The sequence below is a fragment of the Gaetbulibacter sp. M240 genome, from assembly GCF_043876815.1.
GTDB lineage: Bacteria > Bacteroidota > Bacteroidia > Flavobacteriales > Flavobacteriaceae > Gaetbulibacter_A.
Genome location: NZ_JBAWKA010000004.1, coordinates 19,821 through 45,398 on the forward strand (window position 1 = coordinate 19,821; position 25,578 = coordinate 45,398).

Sequence of the window (25,578 nt, forward strand, 5' to 3'; positions counted from 1 at the left end):
ATCTCAATACAGGCCTGAATTTTCAGAAAATAAAAAAAGTCCACTTCCATGTTAAATGGTAGCGGACTTCCTTAAGAGGATAGGTGTTTATAAAATTTATCTAAAAATAACCTCTTTTTGCTCTTTATAGTTATTAATGTAAGCCAGACGTTTGATATTGTCTGTAATATCATCACCATATTTGGCTTTTAATTTTGAAATATCCTGGATGCTATTAATTTCCATATCGTTGATCCCGGTAATAATATAACCGCTTTTAATACCTAAATTAGAATACAACCATTTGTTTTCTGTGTCCTTTACCATAACACCATGGTCTATACCATTTTCTTCTTTGAAGGTATCCGATAGGTCCTGAAGCTCCATTTTCATAAAAGAAACAGAGAAAACATCAGGTTTAGTAAGTTTTACTTTGATCGTCTTATACTCATTATCTCTTAAAAGTTCTACGGTAACCTCATCATTTGGGCGTTTCGTTCTGATATAACCACTTAGATCTTCAAATTTGCTAATTTCCAGATCATCTAAACGTTTGATGATATCACCTGCAATGATACCTGCTTTTTCAGCACCTGAATTTTTTACAACTTCACCCACATAAACTCCTTCACTAAAATCAACACCTAATTCTTTAGCTGATTCACTATTAAAGGTACCACCTTTAATACCTAAAACACCACTCTGAACATTACCGTATTCCATAATATCTTCAACTACTTTTCGGGCTATATTACTTGGCACGGCAAAAGAATAGCCAATATAAGATCCGGTTTGCGAGGTGATCGCGGTGTTTATACCAATTAATTCGCCATTGGTATTTACCAGAGCTCCACCAGAGTTTCCTGGGTTCACGGCAGCATCCGTTTGTATGAATGAATGCTGGCTATTTCCTGTAGGGTCAATATTTCTTGATTTGGCACTGATGATTCCCGCAGTAACTGTTGAAGTTAAATTAAAAGGGTTACCAACAGCCAATACCCACTCGCCAACTTTAGCCGCATCGGAATCACCAAAAGTGACATATGGCAAGTCTTCATCTGGATTTATTTTTAAAAGAGCAATATCAGTTTTCGGGTCTGAACCAATAAGCTCTGCTTTATAAGTTTCATTATTGTTTAAGGTCACAGACAGTTCTGTAGCATTATCAATCACGTGATTGTTCGTAATAATGTAGCCATCCTTATTTATAATAACGCCCGATCCGGTCCCTAACATCGCACGTTTTGGTGAACGGCCTAAAAAGAAATCTTCAAAGGTCATTCGCCCTTGATTGACCGTTAGGTTTTTTACATGTACCACTGCATTTAGGGTGTTTTCTGCAGCTTCAGTAAAATCAGGGTTTTCGGCAGTATTGAAAATAGCACTAGAATTACTCGTTGGAAGGAATTTAGCGTTATCTGTGTTCGTTACCACAACAGAGTCTTCTTCCAAAAAAAGTTTGTAAGCGCTTAAGGTTAAAATCCCACCCAAGGCGGAAACCAAGACTAAAGTGAAAATCTTCTTCATAATTGTACTGTTTTAATTTAATCTTTTAACGTTTAAAATTAATTAATTATTGAATTTGAATTTTAACTTTAACGCCTATTTAACAAAGCATAAACATAGGTTTAACAGTAACTCCAAAAAGACACTTAATGTGTTTCCTTGAGGATGGTCAAATAATTAGGATATTTTTTTTGAATGAGGTTTAAACTACAATTATTAAGGTACTATTTATATCTTTGCTGCTGTGAAAGAATTACAATTTTATAAATACCAAGGCACCGGAAACGATTTTATCCTAGTAGATAATCGTAATCTCCATTTCGACAAATCTGATACCGCCTTTGTGAAGCACTTGTGCGACCGTAGGTTCGGAATTGGTGCGGATGGTTTAATCCTGTTAGAAAACCATTCCGATCTAGATTTTAGAATGGTTTATTATAATTCTGATGGAAATGAAAGTTCCATGTGTGGTAATGGCGGACGATGTATAGTTGCTTTTGCTCATAACATAGGAGTTATTAGTGACCATGCTGTTTTCGAGGCTATCGATGGGGTTCATCAGGCAAAAATTGCTGGTCAGGTTATTCGCCTTCAAATGCAGGATGTAAGACATGTTCAGGAATTTAATGATCATGTATTTCTTAACACAGGATCGCCACATCATGTTCAGTTTGAGTCGGCTATAGATGAGTTTGATATTCAAACCAAAGGGTCAAGTATCAGATATGGAGAACCTTATAATGCTGAAGGTTGTAATGTTAATTTTGTGAAAAAGATAAAAGATGATAAATTCCGTGTTCGTACGTATGAACGTGGGGTAGAAGGAGAAACATTATCCTGTGGCACGGGTGTAACGGCAGTAGCCATTGCGATGCACTTTTTAAAGGAGACCACTAAAACAAGCGTTGAATTGCAAGTACAAGGCGGTAAACTTACAGTAGCTTTCGATTATGAAAACGGTGTTTATTCTAATGTTTGGTTGATCGGTCCTGCTACATTTGTATTTAAAGGCACGATATGAAAACACTTAAAGGCGAGGATATTTATTTAAGAGCCCTCGAACCGGAGGATCTGGAGTTTGTTCATAGCATAGAAAATGATGAAGATATTTGGGTAGTAAGTAATACACAAACGCCTTTTTCCCGTTATATTATTAAGCAGTATTTGGAAAATGCACTCAAAGACATTTACGAAGTGAAACAGCTGCGATTGGTCATTTCTACCCATCAGGACAAACCCATAGGGTTAATAGATTTATTCGACTTCGATTTTAAAAATAAACGTGCTGGTGTAGGTGTCATTATTAAAAATGAATCAGATAGAAATAAAGGTTATGGGAAAGCCGCTCTACAATTATTAAAGGAATACAGTTTTAAGCATCTTGACCTGCACCAAATATATTGTCAAATTTCAGAGGATAATACCTCGAGCATTCGTTTATTTAAAAGCCTGGGATTTCAGGAAATTGGTTTACGTAAGGATTGGAATTTTATCAATGGTTCTTTTAAAAACGAATTTTTATTTCAATTAATAAACGATTAAATGTATATTAAACGAATACTTTTAGTAATTGCGCTTTTGGGTCTGGTTGTAGCAGGCTATTTTGCCAATTTTGTTTACCGTGCTATGATACGACCTAACACGGCCTTTAATAATGAGCTGGCATATATTTACATCCCCACAGATGCCGATTATCAAATGGTTCGGAATGAATTAGAACCTTTACTGGATGATATTGATTCCTTTGATGATCTGGCTAAAAAGAAGCAATACATAAACAATATTAAGGCCGGACGGTATGCGATTCGAAAAGGAATGAATAATAATGATATTATTAATACGATTCGAAGTAAAAACCTTCCCATAAAGGTTTCCTTTAACAATATTAATTCATTAGAAAAACTAGCGGGTAAAATCGGCCAGGAAATTGAAGCTGATAGTTTGTCCTTGTTACAGGCCATGGTTGATGAGGCCTTTTTAAAGGAAAACGGTTTTAATGAGGCCACAGCATTAGGGATGTATTTACCAAACAGTTATGAATTTTTCTGGAATACTTCTGCTGAAGCATTTAGGACGCGTATGCTAAGGGAATATGAACGTTTTTGGAATGAAAGTCGTGTGCAAAAAGCTGCTGAGATAGGATTGAATCCGAACCAAGTAATGACTTTAGCATCTATTGTTTATGAAGAGTCGAAACAAGCTGAGGAGCAACCTAAGATAGCTGGGGTTTATATTAACCGCTTGAATATTGGTATGCCTTTACAAGCTGATCCAACCCTGAAATTTGCAGCTTATAAATTACCAAAATATGAAAACACCATCATTAAGCGTGTTTTGAACGAACATAAGGAGATAGATTCTCCTTACAATACCTACAAGCGCCTTGGCCTGCCGCCTGGTTTAATTGCCATGCCTGATATCTCTGCCATAGAGGCTGTATTAAATTATGATAAAACCAAATACTTATATTTTGTGGCCGACGCGGAACGTCCCGGATATCATAAGTTTTCAAAAACCCTCGCTGAGCACAACAGGAAAGCGTTGGCTTATCAACGTTATTTAAACGCTCAAGGCATCCGAAAATAGACCTGATTTTTATCAAAAATTACCAACTTGATTTTCAAAATTGACGTTTTTACAACGTTTTCGTAAATTTCTAAATCTTAAACTTCAAGAAAATTCTTTAAGTAATTTAGGGCAGTACGTCGGTTAAATTTACCGTTCAACGCAATTAAAAAATTATTTCGTAGAGCTATAGGAATTTTTATACGCCTAAAATCTGAAAAAGAAATTGTCTCGTATATCTCGTTAATAAAGGGATGGTTTAAATTCTGTAAAAGATATTGACAATCAGCTGTTAACAATTAATTCCAAGTGTTTGTTCTGTTCCAAAAGATTAGTTTAATTTTGATTTAGTTTACGTTCAGTTTAAGACTTTTTTTGGTTAAATATCTGTCGAGTATTTGATATTTTTAATCTGAAAATGGTCTTAAATTTTGAAAATTTGGCTGTGTATTTCGTCTATTCTTCATTGAAAAATGTCGTTAAACGATAAATTTTGTAATTATCGAAAAATTATGTAATTTTGCACGCTCAAATTTTCAGGTACCTATAGGGTTCTATTTGTACCGAAGAAATTTAGACATATGCGAAAAAGTATTGCAAGTTACTTAACCCTCACGCTTACGGTTTGTATTCTTTTGGGGATTTCGTTTTCAGCAGATGAAACGATTGATTTAAGTAAATACTCAACGGCGGGCTTAAAGTTAGATTACACGGTAAGCCCAGACGACAGCATCGCGAATGATGACTTAGCGTCTAATGATTTGAACCAAACGTTTTCGCCTTATTTAGGCAAATCGTTTGTAGGATTTAAAGAAGCCATAGGTTTCAAAGAGTCCGGAGGTGATTACAACTCGGTGAATACATTCGGATACTTAGGTAAGTATCAGTTTGGAGCCGAAACTTTAAAAATGATAGGAATTCATAATCCTTCTCAGTTTTTAAAGAATCCTGGTTTACAGGAAAAGGCATTTATCGCCAATGCCGCACGTAACAAATGGATTTTGCGACGTGATATCAAAAACTTTGTTGGAAAGCGCATCGATGGTGTGTTAGTAACAGAGTCAGGTATCTTAGCAGCAGCACATCTTGCTGGTCCAGGTAGTGTAAAACGTTATTTACGTAGCTATGGATTAGATAATTTTGCTGATGGTTATGGTACAACTGTAAGATATTACATGAAACATTTTTCCGGTTACGATACCTCTTTTGTGCAACCGGATAGGTTGGCAAAAGCTATCTAAAGAAGATTATCTTTTATGTATAATAAATATCGTAGGTCTTTTATGAAGGTCTACGATATTTTTTTTCCAGGCAAGTATAGGCATAGTCTTTATAAACTCTGTACTTAAGGTGAGGTCACATGCCACGCAAAGCTCAGTATTACTATCGAGTAACTGGATCAGATCATCCAATAATTTATTATTTCTGTACGGGGTTTCAATAAAAATCTGTGATTCGTTTTGTTCTAAAGACCAACGTTCCAATCGCTTCAATTCCTTTTTGCGCTCTTGCTTATCTATAGGTAAATAGCCTTTAAAGGCGAACCGTTGGCCGTTCATTCCTGATGCCATCATAGCTAACAGGATAGAGGAGGGGCCAACCAAGGGGATAACCTTGATATTTTGTTGATGCGCGATATGAACTACATCAGCTCCGGGATCTGCAACACCGGGACAACCAGCTTCGGATAAGAGACCGACATCCTCTCCTTTTAAGCATGGATTTAGAAATTCCGGTAATTCAGAAGATTCGGTGTGTTTATTTAGAGTATAAAGAATGAGAGAAGGCTGCGATTTTTCAGGGCAGATCATTTTAATAAATCGTCGCGCTGTTTTTTCGTTTTCAACAATAAAATAACGAAGTTCAGAAATTTTATTTTTTACGGTTTGAGGCAGAACAGCCAAAGGGTCATTCTCACCAAGTGTCGTCGGGATCAGGTATAATTTTCCCTGATCCATCATGAGGTTAGTTTGTTTGAAATAATCTCACAAGCTTCATTTAGCATTTGGTAAACATTTTCGAAACCTTGATCGCCACTATAATATGGATCGGGTACGTCCAGATCTTTACCGGGATAAACTTCATTAAGTATCAATTTCACTTTCAATTTATCTTCCTCTTTTCTGGCTTGTCGGATCACATTTTGATAATTGGAGTTGTCCATGGTATATATCAAATCGAAAACCTCGAAATCATCCGAATTAAATTGACGTCCTCTTAAATGTGAAATTTCCAGACCGTGACTCCGAGCAGTAATAATAGAGCGTTTGTCAGGAGGGCTATCAACATGATAATTTGCAGTTCCGGCCGAGTCTACTAAAAAAGAATTTGATGGTAATTTAGATTTCAAAATACCCTCAGCAAGTGGCGAACGACAGATGTTGCCCAAACAAACCATTAGTATTTTCGTCATGGTGATTCGTTTTTAAACGGAAAGTTTTTTACTGATATCTTCAACATATTTTCTGAACTGTTTGTCTGTTGAAGAAAGGTTATCTACCGTTTTACATGCGTGTAAAACCGTAGCATGATCTCGTTTTCCAATTTGAGAACCTATACTGGCCAATGAGGCTTTTGTGAATTTTTTAGCAAAGAACATGGCTAATTGTCTGGCTTGCACAATATGACGCTTTCTGGTTTTTGATTGCAGCGTGTCAATATCCATTTGAAAGTAGTCTGAAACCACTTTTTGTATATAATCTATAGACACTTCACGTTTTGTGTTCTTAACAAACTTCTCAACGATCACCCGTGCCAGTTCTAGTGTAATTTCTTTTTTATTGAATGATGATTGCGCAATTAATGAAATAATGGCTCCTTCAAGCTCGCGTACATTGGATTTAATGTTTTTCGCAACATATTCAATAATATCTTCCGGCATGTCTACACCATCACGGTATAATTTGTTTTTTAGGATGGAAACCCGTGTTTCGAAATCTGGATTTTGCAATTCTGCAGAAAGACCCCATTTGAATCTGGATAATAAGCGTTGTTCAATATCCTGCATATCCACGGGAGCTTTGTCACTAGTTAGAACCACTTGTTTACCATTTTGGTGTAAGTGATTGAAAATGTGGAAAAAGACATCTTGTGTGCCGGTTTTTCCGGATAAAAACTGCACATCATCAATAATTAAAACATCAATGAGCTGATAGAAATGAATAAAATCATTCCGATTGTTCTTTTTGACGGAGTCAATGTATTGTTGTGTGAATTTTTCAGCTGAGATATACAATACCGTTTTTTCAGGATATTTATCTTTAATGTCAACCCCAATGGCATGTGCTAAATGTGTTTTTCCTAAACCAACACCTCCAAAAATGAGGAGGGGATTGAATGAGGTACCACCTGGTTTTGAAGCTACGGCTAAACCGGCACTTCTGGCCAAACGATTCGAGTCTCCTTCTAAAAAGTTTTCAAAACTGTAATTTGGATTAAGCTGCGATTCGATCTTAACATTTCGAATTCCAGGAATAACAAAAGGGTTTCTTAATTCCGGACTTTTATTGTTTAAAGGAACATCAATGTCTTGCGATTTTAAAGCACCTCTGTTCGAACTTGGAATTTTCTCGGTAAACGGTTGTTTATTACCGTAGGTGTTCTCCATTCGGATAATATACACCAGTTTGGCTTTATCACCAAGTTCTTTGGTAAGAGCCACTTTAAGAATTTTCACATAGTGTTCTTCAAGCCATTCATAAAAGAATTTACTTGGTACTTGAATACTTAATGCTTTATCGGTAAGTTTTACAGCAACAATAGGTTCAAACCAAGTTTTGTACGCTTGAGGTTGAATATTATCCTTTATGAACTCTAGACAATTATTCCATACCGATTGCGCAGTTCCACTCATGTTCTGATTCCTAGTTTTGTTAGTTGTTGGTTATTTAAAGAGAAATTGTTTATTTCTCGGTCCCTCGAATTGGAGTGACAAATATGTGAACAAAATTCTTAAAAAAAAAATGAAATGCTATTGAATTTTCAGAAATTTTTTCTCATGTTTGAATCCTTTCCGAATCTACAAAAAAATATTTAATTACCTCCATGAAAATCGATGAAATACAAATTAGAGTGCGTTATGGTGAAACTGACCAAATGGGTGTTGTATATCATGGTAATTATGCATTATATCTGGAAATGGGACGTATCGAGTGGCTTCGAAAATTGGGAGTGTCTTATAAAAAGATGGAAGAAAGTGGGATTATGCTACCTGTAATTTCTTTAAACATAAATTATAAGAAATCAGCAGGTTATGATGATGTAATTAATGTAAGAACTGAACTTCGAAAAATACCTTCAGTTAAGATCGAATTTGATTATGAAATTACTAATACATCAGGTGAAATTTTAACTACAGCTTCAACGACATTAGCGTTTTTGGACATGAAAACGAAACGTCCTGTAAAAGCACCTCAATATATTTTAGATAAGTTGACAGATTAAAGTTTTTTAATCTCGACCTCAAAAAGCCGATCAAAATTTTCAAAGACCAGAACAGCATTTTTTTGTCGTACTGAAATCACCAATTCACATTGCAACTCCATAGTTTGACTTTCAATTTTTAATTGGTGTTCCTTAATAATCCGCATTACCGAATTTAAGTTCTTATAATCACATGTAATTTTAAACCTCCTCTGTAACCTTTTTGTTGTTATTTTGGAAGCTTCTATAGCCATCTGCGCTGCTGTTTTATAGGCTTGAATCAAACCACCGACACCCAATTTTACACCGCCAAAATACCGGACCACAACGATAAGAACATTGGTAAGTTCAAAAGACTGAATTTGACCGTAAATGGGCATTCCTGCCGAATTGTTTGGTTCCCCATCGTCATTGGCTCTGTACATTATGTCTTCAACGCCTATTTGATAGGCATAACACCAGTGTCTCGCCGCATGGTGTTTCTTTTTAAGTGCCTCGATTTGAACCTTAACATCGTCCTCAGTTTGTACCGGAAACGTATAACCGTAAAACTTGCTGTTTTTGTCCTTAAATAAGACTTCATGCCCAGGTTTAACAATTGTTCTAAAAGTATCCTTGTCGCTCAAAACAGATGTTGGTATTTTTCGAAAAGTTCTATCACATCTTCTTTTTGGGGATCAATATGCCAGGTATGAATCCCTAATTGAGCTGCTCCTTTAATGTTGTCTAGATTGTCATCAATGAATAAACAATTTTCTGGATTTAAATCATTTTCTGTTAGAATGAATTGATAGGTAGAAGTATCAGGTTTCCGACGCCGAACCTCATGAGATAAATAAAAGCTGTCAAAATTACTTTTAAAGGTCTCGTAGAACAATACGTTTTTTTTCACCCACTTAATATGAATGTCGTTGGTGTTACTAAATAAAATGAGTTTAAATTTATTTGATCTTCTAAGATCCTTTAAAAAATCAAGGCGATACCTTGGAAAATCTTTAAGCATGCTATTCCAAAGAGGGATCCAGGTGGTTTCCGAAATATTCGGGAATTTATTTTGATAGAATTCAATAAAAGTCTCCGTACTAATAGCGCCTGTTTCATATTGGTTATTGGTAAGGAGCATATCGTTACTTAAGTCTTTAACCTTTAATGTTTCTAGGGTTTTTGACATGGCACCTTCAATATCCAGATTTAAAAACACATTACCAAAATCAAAAATAAGCGCTTTAATCATTCGTATAAATCTTTAAAATATCGTCTGAAATTTTGGTTTCTGAAATGCAGCTGCCTTTAAATTTAGGAGCTTTTAAACCGGTTTCAAAGCTAATACTACCTGTAAATACTCTTGCTTCATCCCAAAGACCCTCATCTATGAATGTTTGAAGCGTTTTGGCGCCTCCTTCAACAATCACTGAATTAATGTCTTTTTCAAATAATAAATCAGTGATTTGTTTGGCTAAAGGTTTTGAAAAATTGATATTTTCATTGGTGATCCGAATTGTTTTAGCGTCGGTATTAAAAACCCGATATGAGTTTGACAAACTATTGTTTTTATCTAAAACGATCCTAATTGGGTTTTTGCCTTTCCAGTCTCGGGCAGTGAGGCTAGGATTATCACTTTTAACCGTTTGTGTACCCACGAAAATCGCCTGTTCTTCGGTACGCCACTTGTGCACTAATTGCCGTGAATAAACGTTGGTTATCCATACAGGTTTGGTTTCTTTTTTAGTATTTGGTGCGATAAATCCATCGCGCGTCTGCGCCCATTTTAGAATAATATAAGGGCGTTTTTTATTGTGAAATGTAAAAAACCGCTTGTGATGTTCTTTACAGGCGTTCTCTAACACACCAACAATAACTTCACAGCCGCCTATTTTAAGTTTTTCAATACCTTTTCCGGCAACTACACTGTGATCATCAATACAGCCGATAACAACTTTTTTGATCTTATTTTCAATAATCAAATCACTACATGGTGGTGTTTTGCCGAAATGCGAACAAGGCTCAAGAGTGACATATAAAGTAGCCTCAGAAAGTAATGCTTTGTTTTTTACACTGTTAATAGCATTTACCTCGGCATGAGGACCACCGTATGGACTCGTAAAACCTTCGCCAATAATGGTATTATTATGAACAATAACACAGCCCACCATCGGATTTGGTCGTGTGGTTCCAAGCCCATTTTTAGCAATTTCAATACAATATTTTATATATTTTTCATGTATCTTCACAGTGCAAAAATAAGATTAAAAAATGGCTAATAGCAAAATTGCTATCAGAGAGATTCAAGCTCAGGATAATAAGGCGATTGAGAGCGTTATCAGAAACTGCTTTCATGAGTTTAATATACCTTTGGAGGGCACGGCTTATGCTGACCCTGAAACAAAAAAAATGTATGAATCTTTTCAAAATGAAAACGAGATTTATTTTGTTGTTGAAGATGATAGCAGGGTACTAGGTGGCGCTGGAATTAAGCCTCTTTCCGATGGTGATCGCGATACTTGCGAACTTCAAAAAATGTACTTCTCTCCTGAAATAAGAGGTAAGGGTTGGGGGCATAAATTATTTGAAACTTGTTTGGATGCCGCAAGAAAAATGGGATATAAAACCTGTTATATTGAATCGGCTCCCCAGTTAAAAGCCGCTATCCATGTGTATGAAAGGCATGGGTTTCAACACCTGGACGGACCTCTAGGCAATACAGGACACTATTCCTGTGGTATTTGGATGATTAAAACACTATGACGTTTAAAATTTTACAAAAGGAATTTCATGAAACCCTGGATGCTATCTATGGAGTTGAGGAAGTAGATAATTTCTTTTTTATGCTCACGGAGTTCTATCATCATAAATCACGATTACAAATTGCTTTGAATCCTAATGAAGTTGTGGAAAACCCTTTAAAACTTCAAAAGGCTTTAGTGAAACTTCAGGCTGAAAAACCAATTCAATATATTATCGGTGAAACCGAGTTTTATGGATTATCTATTAAAGTATCTCCCGATGTTTTAATTCCGCGACCAGAAACAGAGGAATTAGTGGAATGGATTTTAAATCATGAGAACGCTGATGCGCCTTTGCAATTATTGGATGTGGGTACCGGAAGTGGTTGTATTGCCATTGCTTTAGCGAAACACCTTCCAAACGCTCAGGTTTTTGCTTTGGATATTAGCAGAGCGGCTTTGAAAGTTGCCAAAGAAAATGCCGATAATAGCGGGGTTAAGGTAAATTTTATAGATGCTGATGTTTTGAATTCTGAAACAATGAAAGGACTCTTAAGCCAAAAATTTGATATTATCGTATCCAACCCGCCTTATGTTCGTAAAAAAGAAATGAGTAGTATGGCTTCAAATGTTTTGGATAACGAACCACATTTGGCTTTATTTGTAGAGGATGATAATCCTTTATTGTTTTATGAAGCTATTTGTAGCTTTTCACGGGAACATTTAAAGTCTGAGGGGCGCTTGTTTTTCGAAATAAATGAATTTTTGGGAACACAGATGATTCGACTATTAGCCTCTTATGATTTTCATGATATTCAACTAAAACAAGATATCTTCAAAAAAGATAGAATGATTAAAGCGATATATAATTAATGAGTGACGTTAAAATTCAAATAGAAAGCCTTCGAAAAGAGCTTAGGGAACATAACCATAACTATTATGTGTTAGATAAGCCTACCATTTCGGATTATGAGTTTGATATAAAATTAAAAATGCTTCAGGAGTTGGAAGCGAAACATCCCGAGTTTTTCGACCCGAATTCACCTAGTCAACGTGTTGGGGGAGCGGTTACTAAAAATTTTGAAACCGTGGTTCATAATTACCGGATGTACTCTCTGGATAATTCTTATTCAAAAGAGGACCTTAAGGATTGGGAGACCCGATTAAGAAAGATCATTGAATCTGAAATACAATACACCTGTGAATTAAAGTACGACGGAGCATCTATAAGCCTAAGCTATGAAGAGGGGAAACTTGTAAAGGCTGTAACCAGAGGAGACGGTATTCAGGGAGATGATGTTACGGCGAATGTAAAAACTATAAAATCAGTGCCTTTACAACTTAAAGATGATTATCCGGATAAATTTGATATTCGGGGTGAAATTATTTTACCGTTTGAAGGGTTTCATAAAATGAACGAAGAACGGATTGAAATCGGGGAGGAGCCATACAGAAACCCAAGAAACACGGCTTCAGGGAGTTTAAAATTGCAGGATAGCGCAGAAGTTGCGAAACGCCCTTTGGAGTGTTTGTTATACAATATTGTTGGTCCCCATTTAGATTTAAAAACCCAGTTTGAAAGTTTGGAAAAGGCACGACGCTGGGGCTTTAAAGTACCTGAAGCTGCGAGATTGGCTGATTCTATGGATACTGTTTTTGAATTCATAAATTATTGGGATGAAGCTCGAAGAGATTTGCCTTATGAAACCGATGGAGTCGTGGTTAAAGTAAATAGTTTGGCACAGCAGGAGGAATTGGGGTACACAGCCAAATCACCGCGTTGGGCGATGGCTTACAAGTTTAAGTCCGAGCAGGTTTCAACCGTTTTAAAAAGCATTTCTTACCAGGTGGGGCGTACGGGTGCAATTACGCCAGTGGCTAATTTAGAACCTGTAGAACTGGCTGGAACCACAGTAAAAAGAGCCTCGCTGCACAATGCCGATCAAATAGAGAAACTAGATATTCGGGTAAGTGATACTGTGTATGTTGAAAAAGGAGGTGAAATTATTCCAAAAATATTGGGTGTCGATTTAACAAAAAGACCTGAGAATTCAAAGCCAACTAATTTTATTACCCATTGTCCCGAATGTTATACGGAACTCGTGAGGCAGGAAGGTGAAGCACAACATTATTGCCCGAATTACACGGGCTGTAGACCTCAGATCATTGGTCGAATTCAGCATTATATTTCCAGAAAAGCTATGGATATTGAAGGATTAGGAGGAGAAACGGTGGCTTTGTTGGTTAATGAAGGGTTGATAAATAATTATTCGGATTTGTATCAAATAACCAAGGATCAAATTATACCTCTGGAACGTATGGCGGATAAAAGCGCCGAAAACATGATTAAAGGGATTGAAGCTTCGAAACAAGTGCCTTTTGAACGTGTATTGTATGCATTGGGAATTCGTTACGTTGGAGAAACGGTGGCTAAAAAATTAGCAAAACATTATAAAAACATTGAAGCTTTGATGCAGGCGACTGAAGATGAGCTTATTAACGTTGATGAAATTGGTAGTAAGATCGCTTCAAGCGTCTTAGCCTTCTTCCAAGAAGAGGAAAATCTGGAGATTATTAATTCTCTTAAGGAAATAGGTGTGCAATTATCTCTTTCCGCCGAAGATCTGGCAGCACAAACCGACAAATTAAAAGGTGATATTATAGTCATTTCCGGAGTATTTGAAACGGTTTCCCGCACCGAACTGAAAAAATTGATTGAAGACAACGGCGGGAAGGTGAGTAGTTCTATATCATCAAAAACCAGTTATATCGTAGCGGGAGCAAACATGGGACCTAGTAAAAAAGAAAAAGCAGAAAAACTAGGCATAAATATGTTAACTGAGCAAGAATTTTTGAATAAGCTGCAAAATACCGATCAGTAAATAAGCGGTTTCTTAAGGCAAGTTATATTGTTTTGTAAATTGGTTTTTTTTACCTAGATTAGTGAAAAATTGTAAATGTGGTTATTAAATATTCTAATAGCCTACTCTCTAAGCTTGTGTCTTTTTTTGATCTCTCAAGGTTACTATTCGGGTAGGTATCCATTTGCTAATATTCTCGTATTTGTTGTTCCGATTGTTGCAATGATTCATTTTTTTATTTCTACGAATAAACGGATATTCTTTACCTTGTTTATTTACTTTTTCGCGTTTGGTTATCTTGAATTTTGTAATCCCTTGCTTGACTTAAAACAAAGGTATTTCTTCGGAAAAGGCCTTTTTATAACTGCTTATTGTTTCTTGTTTTTAGCACCATTGTTCCTTAAAAATCAAGATGGGAAAGCCTTTTTTAATCGTAACATCAGGACGTTTAAAGGACCTTATTTTTTACAACTAATTAAGACAAACCCAAATTTGTTATGTCAACGGAAGTTGGAGGGTGTGTAAACTTAAAGTGAATAATTATTATTGAACAATTACCTTTTAATTTAAACTGCTATGCTACTTTTCTCTCATACAACGAAAAAAAAGGAAATTTATAAAAACAATATCAGCTTATATAAAATATAAAATAAGCTTGATTGAATTCCTGGTTTTTGATACCAAAAAGGAGTTGATATTCCTTAACCCAAATGGTCATTTTGAAGTTTTAATATTTGGTTCTTTTAACATTAAATAAGATTATGAGTTATTTTAAAATTCTGTTGTGTTGTATCGGAGTCTCTAGTATTCTTATCTTAAGGAAGGTGCTTTATCCGGATATAATTCTAATGGAGTATTTCTTACTGGCACTAGTTTCTTCAAATGCTTTGGTTATTTACTTGTTTGTTGTTAAACAAAAAGCATTTTTTTTCACCTTGTTTATAGCGCTTTTTGCAATAGCCGATTGTTCAGAATTTTTATATGATTTTTTTCCTTCTGAAATATCTTATTATCTATTTGGAAATAGTCTATTTATACTGGCTTATAATGCTTTGCTGATAGAAGTTTGTAAAGATATGTCGTTGGCAGTTGTTATTAAAAAATTTAAATATCACATTTTGGTTTTGTTCTTGCTAACAATTTATGGTGTAGCTTCCTTGGATGAAGTTATAGGCGAGGATGAGGGATTATTTTTTTACTTTGAATTATTATACAATACCTCTGCTTTAGTATTACTCTTCGCCTCCTTAATAGCTTATTTTTATCATGAAAATAAAAAATCTTTTTTCCTGTTTATAGGAATACTGTTTTTAATAATTCAAGAGATTGTTGCCATTGGTTTTCTTTTTGTTTCAGAAACAATTTGGCTTAATGTAATTTGGATACTTGTTACCACGGTTGCTTTTTACTTCTTGATAAGTCAAGCTAGGATTAGTTATCGTCCTAAAGATTTTATATTTTAGTTTTTCTGAGCTAAATTATTAAAGTATCGATTTTCTTTTAATTAAGCTATTAAAGATTATTTCATTTTGTAAGCTATGACCCTTATTTTTAAAATGTTAGACTGAGTGGTACGCTCGCTATTAGTGAAGTGCCATTTATTGTTGTGACCTAGTATTTTATTTTTATTGAGAAAAATCTAGTGTAAATCAATATACCTAAGGTTTTAGTATTTCCATTGGCATTTTCAACCGAAAATCTTCTGATCCAAACCGATAAATTAAAAGGTGATACCGTGGTAATTTTAGTTGTTTTTGAAACGAGTACAAGACCGGAATTAAAAAAATGATTTAGGATAACGGAGGGAAGGTGAGTAGTTCTATTTCATGAAAAACTAGTTATATCGTAGCGGGAACAAACATGGGACCTAGTAAAAAAGAAAAAGCAGAAAAATTAGGCATAAATATGTTAACTGAATAGGAGTTTTTAAATAGGCTGCAATATCCTGATCAATAAACAATCGGAATCCTACAACGTATTGTAATGTTTTGTGAATTGGTTTTTTTTGCCTAGATTAGTGAAAAATTGTAAATGTGGTTATTAAATATTCTAATAGCCTACTCTCTAAGCTTGTTTCTTTTTTTTATCTCTCAAGGTTACTATTCGGGTAGGTGTCTCTTTGGTCATGCATTTCTTGCTCCAATTGATGCAATGATTCATTTTTTTATTATTACGAATAAACAGATATTCTTGGCCTTGTTTATTTTCTTTCTTGCTATTGGTTATCTTGATTTGTTTAATCCCTTGCTTGATTTAAAAATGGGGTATTTCTACGGAAAAGGCCTTTTTATAACTAATTATTGTTGCTTGTTTTTAGCACCATTGTTCCTTATATACCAAGATGGTAAATTCTTTAGATTCAGAGCGTTTAAAAGCGCTGATTTTCCCCAAATAAATTTTAATATTTCGCTGCCTAATTTTTATTTAAATCAGAGTCAAATTCCCTATATCAATGGAAGTAGGTGGGTTTGTAAACTTAAATCGAATTATTATAATTAAACCATTTACCTTTTAATTTAAATTGCTTTGCTTCGGTTCCCTCAAATCAAAAATAAATGAAGTTTTCAAAGATATTTATAGCCAGTTTATTTTTTTTATGCTTTCCTGTCGCTAACCTATTGTTTGTACCCGATTCTGTTTTTATGGGCTTACTTCAAGCCACCATTTCTCCCATTGCCGCGATTGTCTATTTTTTTGCAATAGCCAAGAAGCGGAAATTTTTTAGTTTGTTTATTTATTTTTATGCATTAGCCGATTTTATATATTTTCTTTACCCGATAATTGATGGTGATTTATATTTTTATTTAGCAAATGTCCTTTTTTTTGGCGCTTATGTTTGTTTAATTAATGAAATTTTATCGAATTCTCAGTTTTCAGTAATCCTAAGAAAATTTAAAATACCGGCTCTCACATTACTTTTTCTAAGTTTGTTTATAGTTAGGTCAGTGCTAACGATTTCCGGACCAAATCCTTTAGAATGGGAAATTAAAAATACTGGCGATCTACCATTTTATTTTAGTTTAATACATTATTCCTTAGTGTCGATTTTACTTTCTAGCTCACTCCTTAACTACTTTTATCATGAAAATAAAAAATCATTTTATCTTTTTTTTGGTACTTTCTTATTAACCATTATGGATTTAATAACCGTTGGTTATTTTTTTGTCTTTAAAGAAATTTTTACTGTTTTTGTATCGTGCATATTTACGGTATTGTCTTTTTATTTCTTCCTGAAACAAGCTCAATTAATGTATAAACCAAAAGATTCGTTCTTCATGGAATAATGCAGAAGAATATTGAATTTGTAATGTAATAATGGTAAAAATATAAGCTAGTAGTAAAGTTTTTAAAACTTATAAAAATATGTAAAACTAATATAAACTATTTCAATAGTTTATTTTCACTATAAACACCAGACCTCTTTGAAGTCTCAATTACAAGAATTACATGTTCAAAAAATTTTAACGATTTAATTTTTAATGTTTAAATCTAATTATGAAACCAACCGAAGCAAGTCTATTTTTTTTTCAGAGGCCTACTAATTTTTACCATCTCTTTTTTTTGGTGACACAAACCACTATGATATCAAAAAGACACTTCATTAATTCAAGTGATTATGATTAATGAATGTATAATTAAACCCTTAATTAAATGAACCACCTTTTAAAACTCTTTTTAGGACTATTTCTTATTTCTATTGCAGCCTATTTTTATCTTTTATCTCTTGATTATGAATATGCAGGTGATTATGTTCTAGTATCTATAGCGTCGACAATTGCTTTACCATATACTATATTTATGAAAAAGAAGAAACTATATATTTCTTTATTTCTTTTTTGCTTTTGTTTGTCTGATTTATTGTACTTTATTTACGACAAACACCAAACTTGGTTTGTTTATTATTTAATGATTATTCTTTATGCCTTGGCTTATACATTTTTGGGCATTGAAACAATTAAGTTCTTAAAATTTAAAAAAATAGTAAAAGAATTTAAATTACAATTGTTGATATTACTCGGTTTAAGCTTGTTCATTGGATATATTACAATCAATATGGAGATCTATCGATTAGAGAAGCAATTTTTTTTAGAATTTGGAGCCATAGATTATGTTACAAGTATTTATTATCAGGTATCTTTATGTATTATGTTTTCTGGTTCTTTAATAAATTATCTTGACAGATATGATGAAAAATCGCTTTTCCTTTTTTTGGGTTGTACGTTTCTTATTTTTATGGAGCTAGTTGGTGTGGCTCTTTATATTTTAAAAAGTTCACAAACGAAGACCATTGTTATTATTTATATGTTATTAACAATAATTGCTTTTTACTTTCTAATACGACAATGCGATCTGGAATACAAAAACAATGATGTTCTCTTTAACGAAGATTTATAAGAATTATTTGATTAAATGGTTTTATCAATTTTATATTAACTCAAAAGTATTTTCCACCATGTCATACCTACAAAAATTCTTTATCACCTTATTTTTACTCTCTTTAGGAGCCTATTTCTATTTGAAAAGTATTGATTATTTAGACGCAGTATTTGCTGTTGTATCGGCTTTCTCACCAATAATTGCTTTGGTATATTTTTTATTTTTCAACCATAAGAATTTATTTTTTTCTTTGTTTATTGGTTTTTATGGGTTTGCGGATTTAATAAACTATTTACACGGAAGCATTGATTTTAGCATAATATATTATTCATGCACTTTACTTTTTACTTTGGCCTACTTTTTTTTATTTATTGAAATATTAAAAGGAATATATATTAAAAAGGTATTAAAAAAATTTAAAGGTCCGTTGTTGGTATTATTGTCGTTATCAATATACTTAAATTATACATTTTTATATCTAGAAATATTACATGACAGAACTGTTTCCTATGCAGGGCAGCGGCAGCCTGATTATATAAAAATTTCCATTTTATTTTATTTTTTGGAATCATTTTATAATATTTCTCTTGGCCTTATACTTACTGGTTCCCTATTGAATTATCTTGATAGGGTTGATAAAAAATCGTTCTACCTGTTTTTAGGTTGCATATTCATAGTTTTTATGGAAGGTTTAAATAGGGGGTATATGGTGAAAATTGTAGACAGTGAATTCGGTATTATATTATGGTTTATATTTACATTATGCGCTTTTTACTTTTTACTGAGTCAATCCGATCTAAAATATAAAAAAAGCGATTTTCACTTGGACGAGAACTTTTGAAAATTAACCAAATCCGTTCCAAAGAATAAATGTTTTACAATAAAAGAAATCGCTAAAACAGGAATATAGGATAGTTAAATAAATACCCTATTATCCTTAATTATTTTAAAAACAAGTGTGATTTAGACTAATTGCTCATAAAATATGTTTTATGTTTACCTAAAGATTTAAACTCATGCTGAACCTACTTAAATTTTTCTTGGTACTACTGTTTTTATCTTTTGTCGCCTACTTTTATTTACAAAGTATTGAATATGAGTATACAGGATTTAAAGTTCAAACGGCTTTATCACCCATAATAGCATTGGTGTAATTTTTATTTTTCAAACAAAAAAAAACGCTATTTTTCCTTATTTATATTTTGTTTTGGTTTTTCGGATTTTATCAATTTTTTTTTCAATTGGACACCGTTCTTTGCACAATAATACATTAGGAATAATATCTTCGCTTTGGCTTATATATTTTTATTTATTGAAATAAGCAAGGCTTGTAATACCAAAAAAAATATTAAAAGAATATAAAGTTCATTTGGTGGTGCTCCTTGGTTTGAGTGTATACGTGATTTATACCTTTATGACTATTGAACTTGTTAATGAAGAGGGTAGTTTTTTTAATATTACATTTATCGATTATTTTTTAAATTTTTGTTTATGATGGAGCCTTGGGTCTTATGCTTTCCGGTTCCCTGATAAACCATCTGGATAGAAATGATAAAAAATCGTACTTTCTTTTTTTAGGTTCCATGTTCCTTGTTTTTATGGAGGTATTAGCTGTGGCCTATCTCAATGTGGTTCAAAAGGACCTATTTATTCTAAATATGGTTATTATTTACCTTAACCGCTTTTTACTTCTTACTGATTCAGTGCTGCCTAGAATATAATAGGGATGAATTAAGCTATAGGGAAGGCCTCTCAAAAAATAATTTTAATGTTTTGTGTGAATAATGTTATATTTTACCAATTACTTTAATTATTTTATGTAAGTTAATTCTTTAAAAAATGGGTTTTTTTATAAAAAAATCGATAAAACGTTAAATAATATCGATTAATTGCAAAAAAAGAATTATGTTTGTGTTTGTTAATTGTTAGCTATGTCACTCAAATCAAAAATATTAATAGCTCTAATAGTTTTGGCATTTATGCTATTTGCTTCATTAGATCTCGGGGGGTATACTGATTTGGCCTATTATGTTCATTCGGCTATTTTACCTCTCATTGCTATTTTGTATCTCTTGTCTATCAAAGAGAAGACCTTATTTTTTTCATTGTTTGTTTATTTGTTCGCGCTTTCTGAGTTTATTGCTTTGTTCAGTAATTTGTTGCCTTCTGTGATAGACTATTATTCAGGAAACATCCTTTATATTTTAGCATATGCTTGTTTATTTATAGAAATTTTGCGATCTATTGATTTTAAACAAGTACTAAAGAATTTTTTATTTCATCTGATCGTTTTGATGCTATTTAGTATTTACGCATTGTATGAACTTCAAGATGTTCAAAAGGATGCATATGGTTACACTTTAGAATTACTGTACAATACTGTTCTGGTTTTGTTGCTTTCAGGTTCATTGATCAACTATTTTTATCGTGATGATAGAAAATCTTTGTATTTGTTTTTTGGGTCTATGTTTTTGGTAGCCTATGAGGTCATTTTAGTGGCCTACTTGTACATTACTCAGAAATGTGTCTTAAATATTACTTCAACTATATTTTTACTTGCTGCCTTTTACTTTTTATATCAACAAAATAGATACAAACATTCAGATGAAAAACAATCTAATTTTATTGTTCATCTCTAAGGTGCCAGTTTAACAGGAAGATCATACAATAATAGTGGCTCCTTCAGTAGTTGTTTTATTTTGTTCATCAAAGAAGAAATCGATACGGCCTAAATTTACACCGAAGCAGCCAACCTGATTGATAAGCATATTTTTGCCTTCGCTGTTTTTTGCAACCGTTGGTTTCTTTAAAAATGTATGGGTATGTCCCCCAATTATTAAATCGATGTGCTTCGTTTTAGCTGCCAGGTTCAGGTCTGAAATACGCTCCGAATCATTTTTGTAATAATACCCAAGATGCGAAAGGCATATGATTAAATCACATTGTTCATTTTCCTTTAATATTCGAGTCATATCCTGAGTTATTTCAATCGGATCAAGGTATTTAGTTTCCTTATAGTTCACTTTATTTACTAGGTTCTCTAGTGAAATTCCCAATCCGAAAACTCCAACTTTAATCCCATCTTTATTAAAAATGGTATATGGTTTTGTATGACCATCCATAATAGTATTAGTAAAGTCGTAATTGGCTGAAACAAATGGAAATTCGGCATGAGGTAATTGAGCAAATAGACCGTCCAAACCATTATCAAAATCATGATTACCAAGTGTGGCGGCATCGTATTTCAACTTACTCATTAACGTAAATTCTAACTCACCACCGTAATAATTAAAAAAGGGTGTTCCTTGGAAAATATCACCTGCATCCAACAACAAATTATTAGGGTTTTCTTTGCGAATTTGTTCAATCAAGGTGGCCCGTCTGGCAACACCACCTTTATTTGAAAACATACCATCGTTAGGCCCGAAAGTATCTATATGGCTATGCACATCATTGGTGTGCAAGATAGTAAGATGCTTTTTTTTTGATGATGTAAAAGATGGTAGTCCCAAACCTCCTAAACCAATAAGCGCTGTTCCTGCGGTTGTTTTTTGAATAAATGATCTACGTTTCATCTGTTCGAATTAATTTGTCATCAATAATTTGGATAAGTATTAACTTAGTGATTTGGCTCATTTCATAATTTATTTTACTTGAATAAATCGATCGTCCACTTTTGGATTTAGCGTGTCTTTTTTGATGAAATAATCTATCAAAGCATTTCGGATTTTATAATCTAATAAAGTATTACCTACATTGTCTTTGAAGAAACTCATATTATCTCCGCCGTCAAATAAGTAATCACTGGTGGCTACAAAATAGATTCTATCGTCGTCAATAGGCTCGCCATTAATGGTTGCACTTACTAATTTGAAATTAGGATCCATACTCACTTTTAGACCCGAAATAGGATTGGCTCGTTTAGCTCGAAGTAAATATTCTATTAAGCCATGTATAGCAGTACCTTTCATGTGTGCAATAATGATACTGTTTTCAAAGGGCATAATTTCATAAGCATTACGCTTACTAATATTGCCTTTAGGAAGTAAGCTACGAATACCTCCGTGATTCAAAAATACCATATCGATTTTATGGCCGGTACGACGTTCATATACCGGATTGGCTTGTTCAAAAACAGCATCGGCCATCATATTACCAATAGCGGTATTGTAATCTCCATCTGTTTTAGAAAGTGTCATCGGAGAATAGGCCAGCGTGCTATCCAAATCCTTCTTTATTCCTTCCCGAAACGGTTCGAGGTAGGCATTAATGGCATAATCTTCAACAATCGTGTCAGCAATTGGAATTTGTTTGCCTTCTATACGTGTAACTTCCCAATGCTTACCTTTGCAAGCAAAAAAAGTTAAGGTATATAACAAAAAAATAAAATGTGTTAAGCGCATAACGAAACTGATTTATTGCATATACTTTTGCTACCTTTGCGAAAAGGTATAAATATAAATGATTTTTAAAGGTTTTAAGGAAAAATCCAACAGAAAGTACTTAGACAAATTGTTATCTTCTCGAACACAGTCTGTTTCCGATAGACCTGTGAAAAGTTTAGGTGTCATAACTTATCTTAAGGACTTTAATTACCTAAATGCTTTTGAAAATTTAGCTAAAGAACTTCACATTCGACCTAATCGATTGGAAGTCATTTCTTTTTCATTAGAAGAAAAAAACGATATGAACACCTGGGATAAGTTATTTAACCCAAATGATTTAGGAAGAAAAGGTGCCGTTAAAAATATTGAGCTCGAACGTTTTTTAAACACAGAATTCGATGCGCTTATAAGTTTTTACGAAACAGATATTTTAGAATTGAAATTATTGACGGCACTGTCGAAAGCGCAATTTAAAATTGGATTATTTCAGCCTGATGAACGCTTGAATGATCTGATCATTAAGACCAGCACAAAAGATTTTGATGTTTTTCAAGCTGAAGTAAAAAAATACTTAACGATACTAAATAAAATAGAATATGACCAATAAGTTTTTAGGAACCGGCGTAGCTTTAATAACACCCTTTAAATCTGATTTGAGTGTAGATCACGAGGCACTTCGGGCTATTGTGAATTTTAATATTGAAAATGGTACAGATTATCTGGTTATTTGTGGTACTACAGGAGAAAGCGCCACACTAAATGCTGTTGAAAAGCGTGCTGTTGTTGATACGATCGTTTCAACAAATAATAGCCGTGTACCTTTGGTTTTAGGTATAGGAGGAAATAATACGGCCGCAGTTTTAGAGGAAATATCTAATACGGATCTTTCCTCCATTGATGCTATTTTATCCGTATGTCCGTACTATAGCAAACCTACTCAAGAAGGTCTTTATCAGCATTTTAAAGCTATTTCAGAAGCCTGCCCTGTAGATATAATTTTATACAACGTACCCGGGCGTACTTCAAAAAATATGGAGCCGAATACAACCATAAGACTAGCACGTGATTTTAAAAATATTATTGGTGTTAAAGAAGCTGGTAACAATGTGTCGCAATACTTAGAGTTACTAAAAAATAAACCAGAAGATTTCCTAATTATTTCAGGTGATGATGATCTGGCGCTTGGAATTGTATTAGCAGGAGGCGCAGGAGTGATCTCGGTTATCGGCCAAGCATTTCCAAAAGAATTTTCAAATATGATCCGGCTAGGTTTGGAGAGGAAAGCTTCCCAAGCTTATGATATTCATTTTAAATTGATGGACATAATCGGTTATATTTTTGAAGAAAATAATCCAGCGGGTATAAAAGCTGTCTTTGAAGCCTTAAATCTATGCCAGGATGCGGTACGCTTACCTTTAGTTCCGGCCACTGAGGGTCTTAAACTAAAAATCAGAGATTTTGTAAAATCCTTTTAGCTGTTAAATTATACTTAAACCCGCTTGTTTCCTAAGTTTTTGCCTTTACATTAGCTACGAAATAATATTTTTTAAATCCATAATAATAGCTTAATTTTGCAGCCTGTTTAATTTTATGAAGAACTTTATATACATAGCACTTGTATCCATACTATTTGCAAGTTGTAGTGAATACCAAAAAGCATTGAAGTCTGAAGATACTGCACTTAAATACAAACTTGGTGATTCGTTGTATAATGAAGGTAAGTACGTGAAAGCCAATAAATTATTTGCTCAGATTGTACCAGCCTATCGCGGAAAGCCACAGGCCGAAAAGCTGATGTATCTTTATTGTAAATCCTTCTATGAAATGAAGGACTACTACATTGCAGGATACCAGTTTGAGCGCTTTGCTTCAAGCTACCCAAAAAGTGAAAAGGCCGCAGAGGCTTCATTTTTAGGGGCCAAAAGCTATTATATGTTGTCTCCAAAGTATACCAAAGATCAAAAAGAGACAAAAGAAGCGATTGACAAATTACAATCTTTTATTGATATCTATCCTGAAACAGAGTATGTTTCTGAGGCCAATACCTTAATGAAGGAATTAGAGTTTAAACTAGAAGAAAAGGCCTTCGCTATAGCCAAACAATACAATACAATATCTGATTATAAGGCTGCTATAAAATCATTTGATAATTTTTTATTCGATTTCCCGGGTTCGTCATTGCGTGAAGATGCCCAGTTCTATCGTTTAGATTCGGCTTATAAATTAGCTATGAATAGTGTAGAGTACAAAAAGGAAGAGCGTTTGGTAACGGCTAAAGATTATTACACTAGCTTTAAAAAAGCTTTCGTAAATTCAAAATATATAATAGAGGCCGATGAGATGGCTTCCGATTTAGATGAAGAATTAAAAAATTACAGCAATACGTTAAATAATTAATAACATGGATTTAAAAAAAATTAATGCTCCTGTAAATACGGTAACGTATGACAGAAATCAAGTTGACCAGCCAACAGATAATATCTATGAGTCAATTTCCATAATTGCTAAACGTGCAGAGCAAATTAACACAGAGATCAAAAAAGAATTGATCGAAAAGTTAGAAGAATTTGCGACCTACAACGATAGTCTTGAGGAGATCTTTGAAAACAAAGAACAGATTGAGGTATCAAAGTTTTACGAAAAATTACCAAAGCCTCATGCTTTAGCCATTCACGAGTGGTTAACTGATAAAATCTATTTTAGAAATACTGAAGAGGATAATCAAGGGTAGTCTCTAAAATGTAACAAATTCACAAAAGG

24 protein-coding genes and 1 pseudogene are annotated in these 25,578 nt (G+C 33.7%); 16 read left to right on the forward strand and 9 right to left on the reverse strand.

From position 1 onward, the window contains the following. Positions 1-96: 96 nt before the first annotated feature. Positions 97-1,506 (reverse strand): Do family serine endopeptidase, encoded by a 1,410-nt coding sequence (locus V8G61_RS11305; RefSeq protein WP_394875800.1) that lies wholly within the window; start codon positions 1,504-1,506, stop codon positions 97-99. A gap of 223 nt (positions 1,507-1,729) precedes the next feature. On the opposite strand from V8G61_RS11305, the gene dapF reads away from it, so the two are divergent. The 4 genes from dapF (at position 1,730) to V8G61_RS11325 (ending at position 5,291) form a co-directional block, all read left to right on the forward strand. Beyond that, entirely contained in the window at positions 1,730-2,506 is a 777-nt protein-coding gene (gene dapF, locus V8G61_RS11310; protein WP_394875802.1) for a diaminopimelate epimerase, read from the forward strand. Next, positions 2,503-3,027, forward strand: coding sequence for a GNAT family N-acetyltransferase (locus V8G61_RS11315; protein ID WP_394875804.1), 525 nt, complete (start codon positions 2,503-2,505; stop codon positions 3,025-3,027). Before dapF ends, V8G61_RS11315 begins: the two co-directional genes overlap by 4 nt. Beyond that, positions 3,028-4,071 (forward strand): endolytic transglycosylase MltG, encoded by a 1,044-nt coding sequence (gene mltG, locus V8G61_RS11320; protein ID WP_394875805.1) that lies wholly within the window; start codon positions 3,028-3,030, stop codon positions 4,069-4,071. It abuts the gene before it with no gap. A 560-nt stretch (positions 4,072-4,631) separates the two neighbouring features. After that, a complete protein-coding gene (locus V8G61_RS11325) occupies positions 4,632-5,291 on the forward strand; it encodes a peptidoglycan-binding protein LysM (RefSeq protein ID WP_394875807.1) in 660 nt (219 codons plus the stop codon). A 6-nt stretch (positions 5,292-5,297) separates the two neighbouring features. On the opposite strand, the gene V8G61_RS11330 is transcribed toward V8G61_RS11325, so the two are convergent. From V8G61_RS11330 to dnaA, 3 genes are read right to left on the reverse strand one after another with little or no spacing between them, the layout of a single operon-like run. Next, on the reverse strand, positions 5,298-6,008 hold the full coding sequence (locus V8G61_RS11330; RefSeq protein ID WP_394876298.1) for an SAM-dependent methyltransferase: 711 nt from the start codon (positions 6,006-6,008) through the stop codon (positions 5,298-5,300). After that, a complete protein-coding gene (locus tag V8G61_RS11335) occupies positions 6,008-6,463 on the reverse strand; it encodes a low molecular weight protein-tyrosine-phosphatase (protein ID WP_394875808.1) in 456 nt (151 codons plus the stop codon). Before V8G61_RS11335 ends, V8G61_RS11330 begins: the two co-directional genes overlap by 1 nt. A gap of 12 nt (positions 6,464-6,475) precedes the next feature. Next, positions 6,476-7,903 (reverse strand): chromosomal replication initiator protein DnaA, encoded by a 1,428-nt coding sequence (gene dnaA / locus V8G61_RS11340; protein ID WP_394875810.1) that lies wholly within the window; start codon positions 7,901-7,903, stop codon positions 6,476-6,478. Between the two features lie 191 nt (positions 7,904-8,094). On the opposite strand from dnaA, the gene V8G61_RS11345 reads away from it, so the two are divergent. After that, a complete protein-coding gene (locus V8G61_RS11345; RefSeq protein ID WP_394875812.1) occupies positions 8,095-8,493 on the forward strand; it encodes an acyl-CoA thioesterase in 399 nt (132 codons plus the stop codon). Here the strand turns inward: V8G61_RS11345 and V8G61_RS11350 are convergent. The 3 genes from V8G61_RS11350 to ribD are packed head-to-tail and all read right to left on the reverse strand — an operon-like array spanning position 8,490 to position 10,703. Then, entirely contained in the window at positions 8,490-9,098 is a 609-nt protein-coding gene (locus tag V8G61_RS11350; protein ID WP_394875814.1) for an IMPACT family protein, read from the reverse strand. The genes V8G61_RS11345 and V8G61_RS11350 overlap by 4 nt on opposite strands. Then, positions 9,095-9,706, reverse strand: a complete 612-nt coding sequence (locus V8G61_RS11355) for an HAD family hydrolase (RefSeq protein WP_394875816.1) — start codon at positions 9,704-9,706, stop codon at positions 9,095-9,097. Before V8G61_RS11355 ends, V8G61_RS11350 begins: the two co-directional genes overlap by 4 nt. Further along, positions 9,699-10,703, reverse strand: coding sequence for a bifunctional diaminohydroxyphosphoribosylaminopyrimidine deaminase/5-amino-6-(5-phosphoribosylamino)uracil reductase RibD (gene ribD, locus V8G61_RS11360; protein ID WP_394875818.1), 1,005 nt, complete (start codon positions 10,701-10,703; stop codon positions 9,699-9,701). The genes V8G61_RS11355 and ribD overlap by 8 nt, the downstream gene beginning before the upstream one ends. Before the next feature lie 22 nt (positions 10,704-10,725). On the opposite strand from ribD, the gene V8G61_RS11365 reads away from it, so the two are divergent. The 7 genes and pseudogenes from V8G61_RS11365 to V8G61_RS11395 all read left to right on the forward strand — a co-directional run bounded on the left by V8G61_RS11365 (position 10,726) and on the right by V8G61_RS11395 (position 21,072). Then, positions 10,726-11,217: a GNAT family N-acetyltransferase gene (locus tag V8G61_RS11365; RefSeq protein ID WP_394875820.1), complete on the forward strand. Its 492-nt coding sequence runs from the start codon at positions 10,726-10,728 to the stop codon at positions 11,215-11,217. Beyond that, the gene (prmC, locus tag V8G61_RS11370; protein WP_394875822.1) at positions 11,214-12,068 is read left to right on the forward strand and encodes a peptide chain release factor N(5)-glutamine methyltransferase; all 855 of its coding nucleotides are present in this window, start codon (positions 11,214-11,216) and stop codon (positions 12,066-12,068) included. The genes V8G61_RS11365 and prmC overlap by 4 nt, the downstream gene beginning before the upstream one ends. Next, positions 12,068-14,077 carry an NAD-dependent DNA ligase LigA gene (gene ligA / locus V8G61_RS11375; RefSeq protein WP_394875823.1) on the forward strand — a complete coding sequence of 670 codons (2,010 nt, stop codon included), beginning with the start codon at positions 12,068-12,070 and terminating at the stop codon, positions 14,075-14,077. The genes prmC and ligA overlap by 1 nt, the downstream gene beginning before the upstream one ends. Positions 14,078-14,904: 827 nt before the next feature. Continuing rightward, complete coding sequence (locus V8G61_RS11380) at positions 14,905-15,519, forward strand: hypothetical protein (RefSeq protein WP_394875825.1); 615 nt, start codon at positions 14,905-14,907, stop codon at positions 15,517-15,519. Between the two features lie 245 nt (positions 15,520-15,764). Then, a pseudogene (locus tag V8G61_RS11385) lies at positions 15,765-15,976 on the forward strand (BRCT domain-containing protein); the annotation flags it as partial. Between the two features lie 1,731 nt (positions 15,977-17,707). After that, positions 17,708-18,451 carry a hypothetical protein gene (locus tag V8G61_RS11390; RefSeq protein ID WP_394875826.1) on the forward strand — a complete coding sequence of 248 codons (744 nt, stop codon included), beginning with the start codon at positions 17,708-17,710 and terminating at the stop codon, positions 18,449-18,451. A gap of 1,913 nt (positions 18,452-20,364) precedes the next feature. Next, positions 20,365-21,072 (forward strand): hypothetical protein, encoded by a 708-nt coding sequence (locus V8G61_RS11395; RefSeq protein ID WP_394875828.1) that lies wholly within the window; start codon positions 20,365-20,367, stop codon positions 21,070-21,072. A gap of 21 nt (positions 21,073-21,093) precedes the next feature. On the opposite strand, the gene V8G61_RS11400 is transcribed toward V8G61_RS11395, so the two are convergent. Together V8G61_RS11400 and V8G61_RS11405 are read right to left on the reverse strand one after the other, a co-directional pair. Continuing rightward, the gene (locus V8G61_RS11400; protein WP_394875829.1) at positions 21,094-22,008 is read right to left on the reverse strand and encodes a bifunctional metallophosphatase/5'-nucleotidase; all 915 of its coding nucleotides are present in this window, start codon (positions 22,006-22,008) and stop codon (positions 21,094-21,096) included. A gap of 69 nt (positions 22,009-22,077) precedes the next feature. Continuing rightward, positions 22,078-22,836, reverse strand: coding sequence for a 5'-nucleotidase C-terminal domain-containing protein (locus tag V8G61_RS11405; RefSeq protein WP_394875830.1), 759 nt, complete (start codon positions 22,834-22,836; stop codon positions 22,078-22,080). A 58-nt stretch (positions 22,837-22,894) separates the two neighbouring features. Here V8G61_RS11405 and V8G61_RS11410 point away from each other — a divergent pair, with 58 nt between their 5' ends. The 4 genes from V8G61_RS11410 to V8G61_RS11425 all read left to right on the forward strand — a co-directional run bounded on the left by V8G61_RS11410 (position 22,895) and on the right by V8G61_RS11425 (position 25,549). Further along, positions 22,895-23,425, forward strand: a complete 531-nt coding sequence (locus tag V8G61_RS11410) for a DUF6913 domain-containing protein (protein WP_394875831.1) — start codon at positions 22,895-22,897, stop codon at positions 23,423-23,425. Next, complete coding sequence (gene dapA / locus V8G61_RS11415) at positions 23,415-24,293, forward strand: 4-hydroxy-tetrahydrodipicolinate synthase (RefSeq protein ID WP_394875832.1); 879 nt, start codon at positions 23,415-23,417, stop codon at positions 24,291-24,293. The genes V8G61_RS11410 and dapA overlap by 11 nt, the downstream gene beginning before the upstream one ends. 115 nt (positions 24,294-24,408) lie before the next feature. Continuing rightward, positions 24,409-25,215 carry an outer membrane protein assembly factor BamD gene (locus V8G61_RS11420; RefSeq protein WP_394875833.1) on the forward strand — a complete coding sequence of 269 codons (807 nt, stop codon included), beginning with the start codon at positions 24,409-24,411 and terminating at the stop codon, positions 25,213-25,215. Between the two features lie 4 nt (positions 25,216-25,219). Continuing rightward, positions 25,220-25,549, forward strand: a complete 330-nt coding sequence (locus V8G61_RS11425) for a DNA-directed RNA polymerase subunit omega (RefSeq protein WP_394875834.1) — start codon at positions 25,220-25,222, stop codon at positions 25,547-25,549. Positions 25,550-25,578: the final 29 nt, after the last annotated feature.

What these genes read in the sequence shown, in the direction of transcription:
- V8G61_RS11425 (WP_394875834.1), top strand. Translation starts at nt 25,220, where the DNA reads ATGGATTTAAAAAAAATTAATGCTCCTGTAAATACGGTAACGTATGAC.
- V8G61_RS11405 (WP_394875830.1), bottom strand. Translation starts at nt 22,836, where the DNA reads ATGCGCTTAACACATTTTATTTTTTTGTTATATACCTTAACTTTTTTT.
- V8G61_RS11325 (WP_394875807.1), top strand. Translation starts at nt 4,632, where the DNA reads ATGCGAAAAAGTATTGCAAGTTACTTAACCCTCACGCTTACGGTTTGT.
- ligA (WP_394875823.1), top strand. Translation starts at nt 12,068, where the DNA reads ATGAGTGACGTTAAAATTCAAATAGAAAGCCTTCGAAAAGAGCTTAGG.
- V8G61_RS11390 (WP_394875826.1), top strand. Translation starts at nt 17,708, where the DNA reads ATGAACCACCTTTTAAAACTCTTTTTAGGACTATTTCTTATTTCTATT.
- V8G61_RS11410 (WP_394875831.1), top strand. Translation starts at nt 22,895, where the DNA reads ATGATTTTTAAAGGTTTTAAGGAAAAATCCAACAGAAAGTACTTAGAC.
- V8G61_RS11420 (WP_394875833.1), top strand. Translation starts at nt 24,409, where the DNA reads ATGAAGAACTTTATATACATAGCACTTGTATCCATACTATTTGCAAGT.
- V8G61_RS11400 (WP_394875829.1), bottom strand. Translation starts at nt 22,008, where the DNA reads ATGAAACGTAGATCATTTATTCAAAAAACAACCGCAGGAACAGCGCTT.
- dapA (WP_394875832.1), top strand. Translation starts at nt 23,415, where the DNA reads ATGACCAATAAGTTTTTAGGAACCGGCGTAGCTTTAATAACACCCTTT.
- V8G61_RS11365 (WP_394875820.1), top strand. Translation starts at nt 10,726, where the DNA reads ATGGCTAATAGCAAAATTGCTATCAGAGAGATTCAAGCTCAGGATAAT.
- prmC (WP_394875822.1), top strand. Translation starts at nt 11,214, where the DNA reads ATGACGTTTAAAATTTTACAAAAGGAATTTCATGAAACCCTGGATGCT.
- V8G61_RS11395 (WP_394875828.1), top strand. Translation starts at nt 20,365, where the DNA reads ATGTCACTCAAATCAAAAATATTAATAGCTCTAATAGTTTTGGCATTT.
- V8G61_RS11315 (WP_394875804.1), top strand. Translation starts at nt 2,503, where the DNA reads ATGAAAACACTTAAAGGCGAGGATATTTATTTAAGAGCCCTCGAACCG.
- mltG (WP_394875805.1), top strand. Translation starts at nt 3,028, where the DNA reads ATGTATATTAAACGAATACTTTTAGTAATTGCGCTTTTGGGTCTGGTT.
- V8G61_RS11380 (WP_394875825.1), top strand. Translation starts at nt 14,905, where the DNA reads ATGGAGTATTTCTTACTGGCACTAGTTTCTTCAAATGCTTTGGTTATT.
- V8G61_RS11345 (WP_394875812.1), top strand. Translation starts at nt 8,095, where the DNA reads ATGAAAATCGATGAAATACAAATTAGAGTGCGTTATGGTGAAACTGAC.
- dnaA (WP_394875810.1), bottom strand. Translation starts at nt 7,903, where the DNA reads ATGAGTGGAACTGCGCAATCGGTATGGAATAATTGTCTAGAGTTCATA.
- V8G61_RS11330 (WP_394876298.1), bottom strand. Translation starts at nt 6,008, where the DNA reads ATGGATCAGGGAAAATTATACCTGATCCCGACGACACTTGGTGAGAAT.
- V8G61_RS11335 (WP_394875808.1), bottom strand. Translation starts at nt 6,463, where the DNA reads ATGACGAAAATACTAATGGTTTGTTTGGGCAACATCTGTCGTTCGCCA.
- V8G61_RS11355 (WP_394875816.1), bottom strand. Translation starts at nt 9,706, where the DNA reads ATGATTAAAGCGCTTATTTTTGATTTTGGTAATGTGTTTTTAAATCTG.
- V8G61_RS11305 (WP_394875800.1), bottom strand. Translation starts at nt 1,506, where the DNA reads ATGAAGAAGATTTTCACTTTAGTCTTGGTTTCCGCCTTGGGTGGGATT.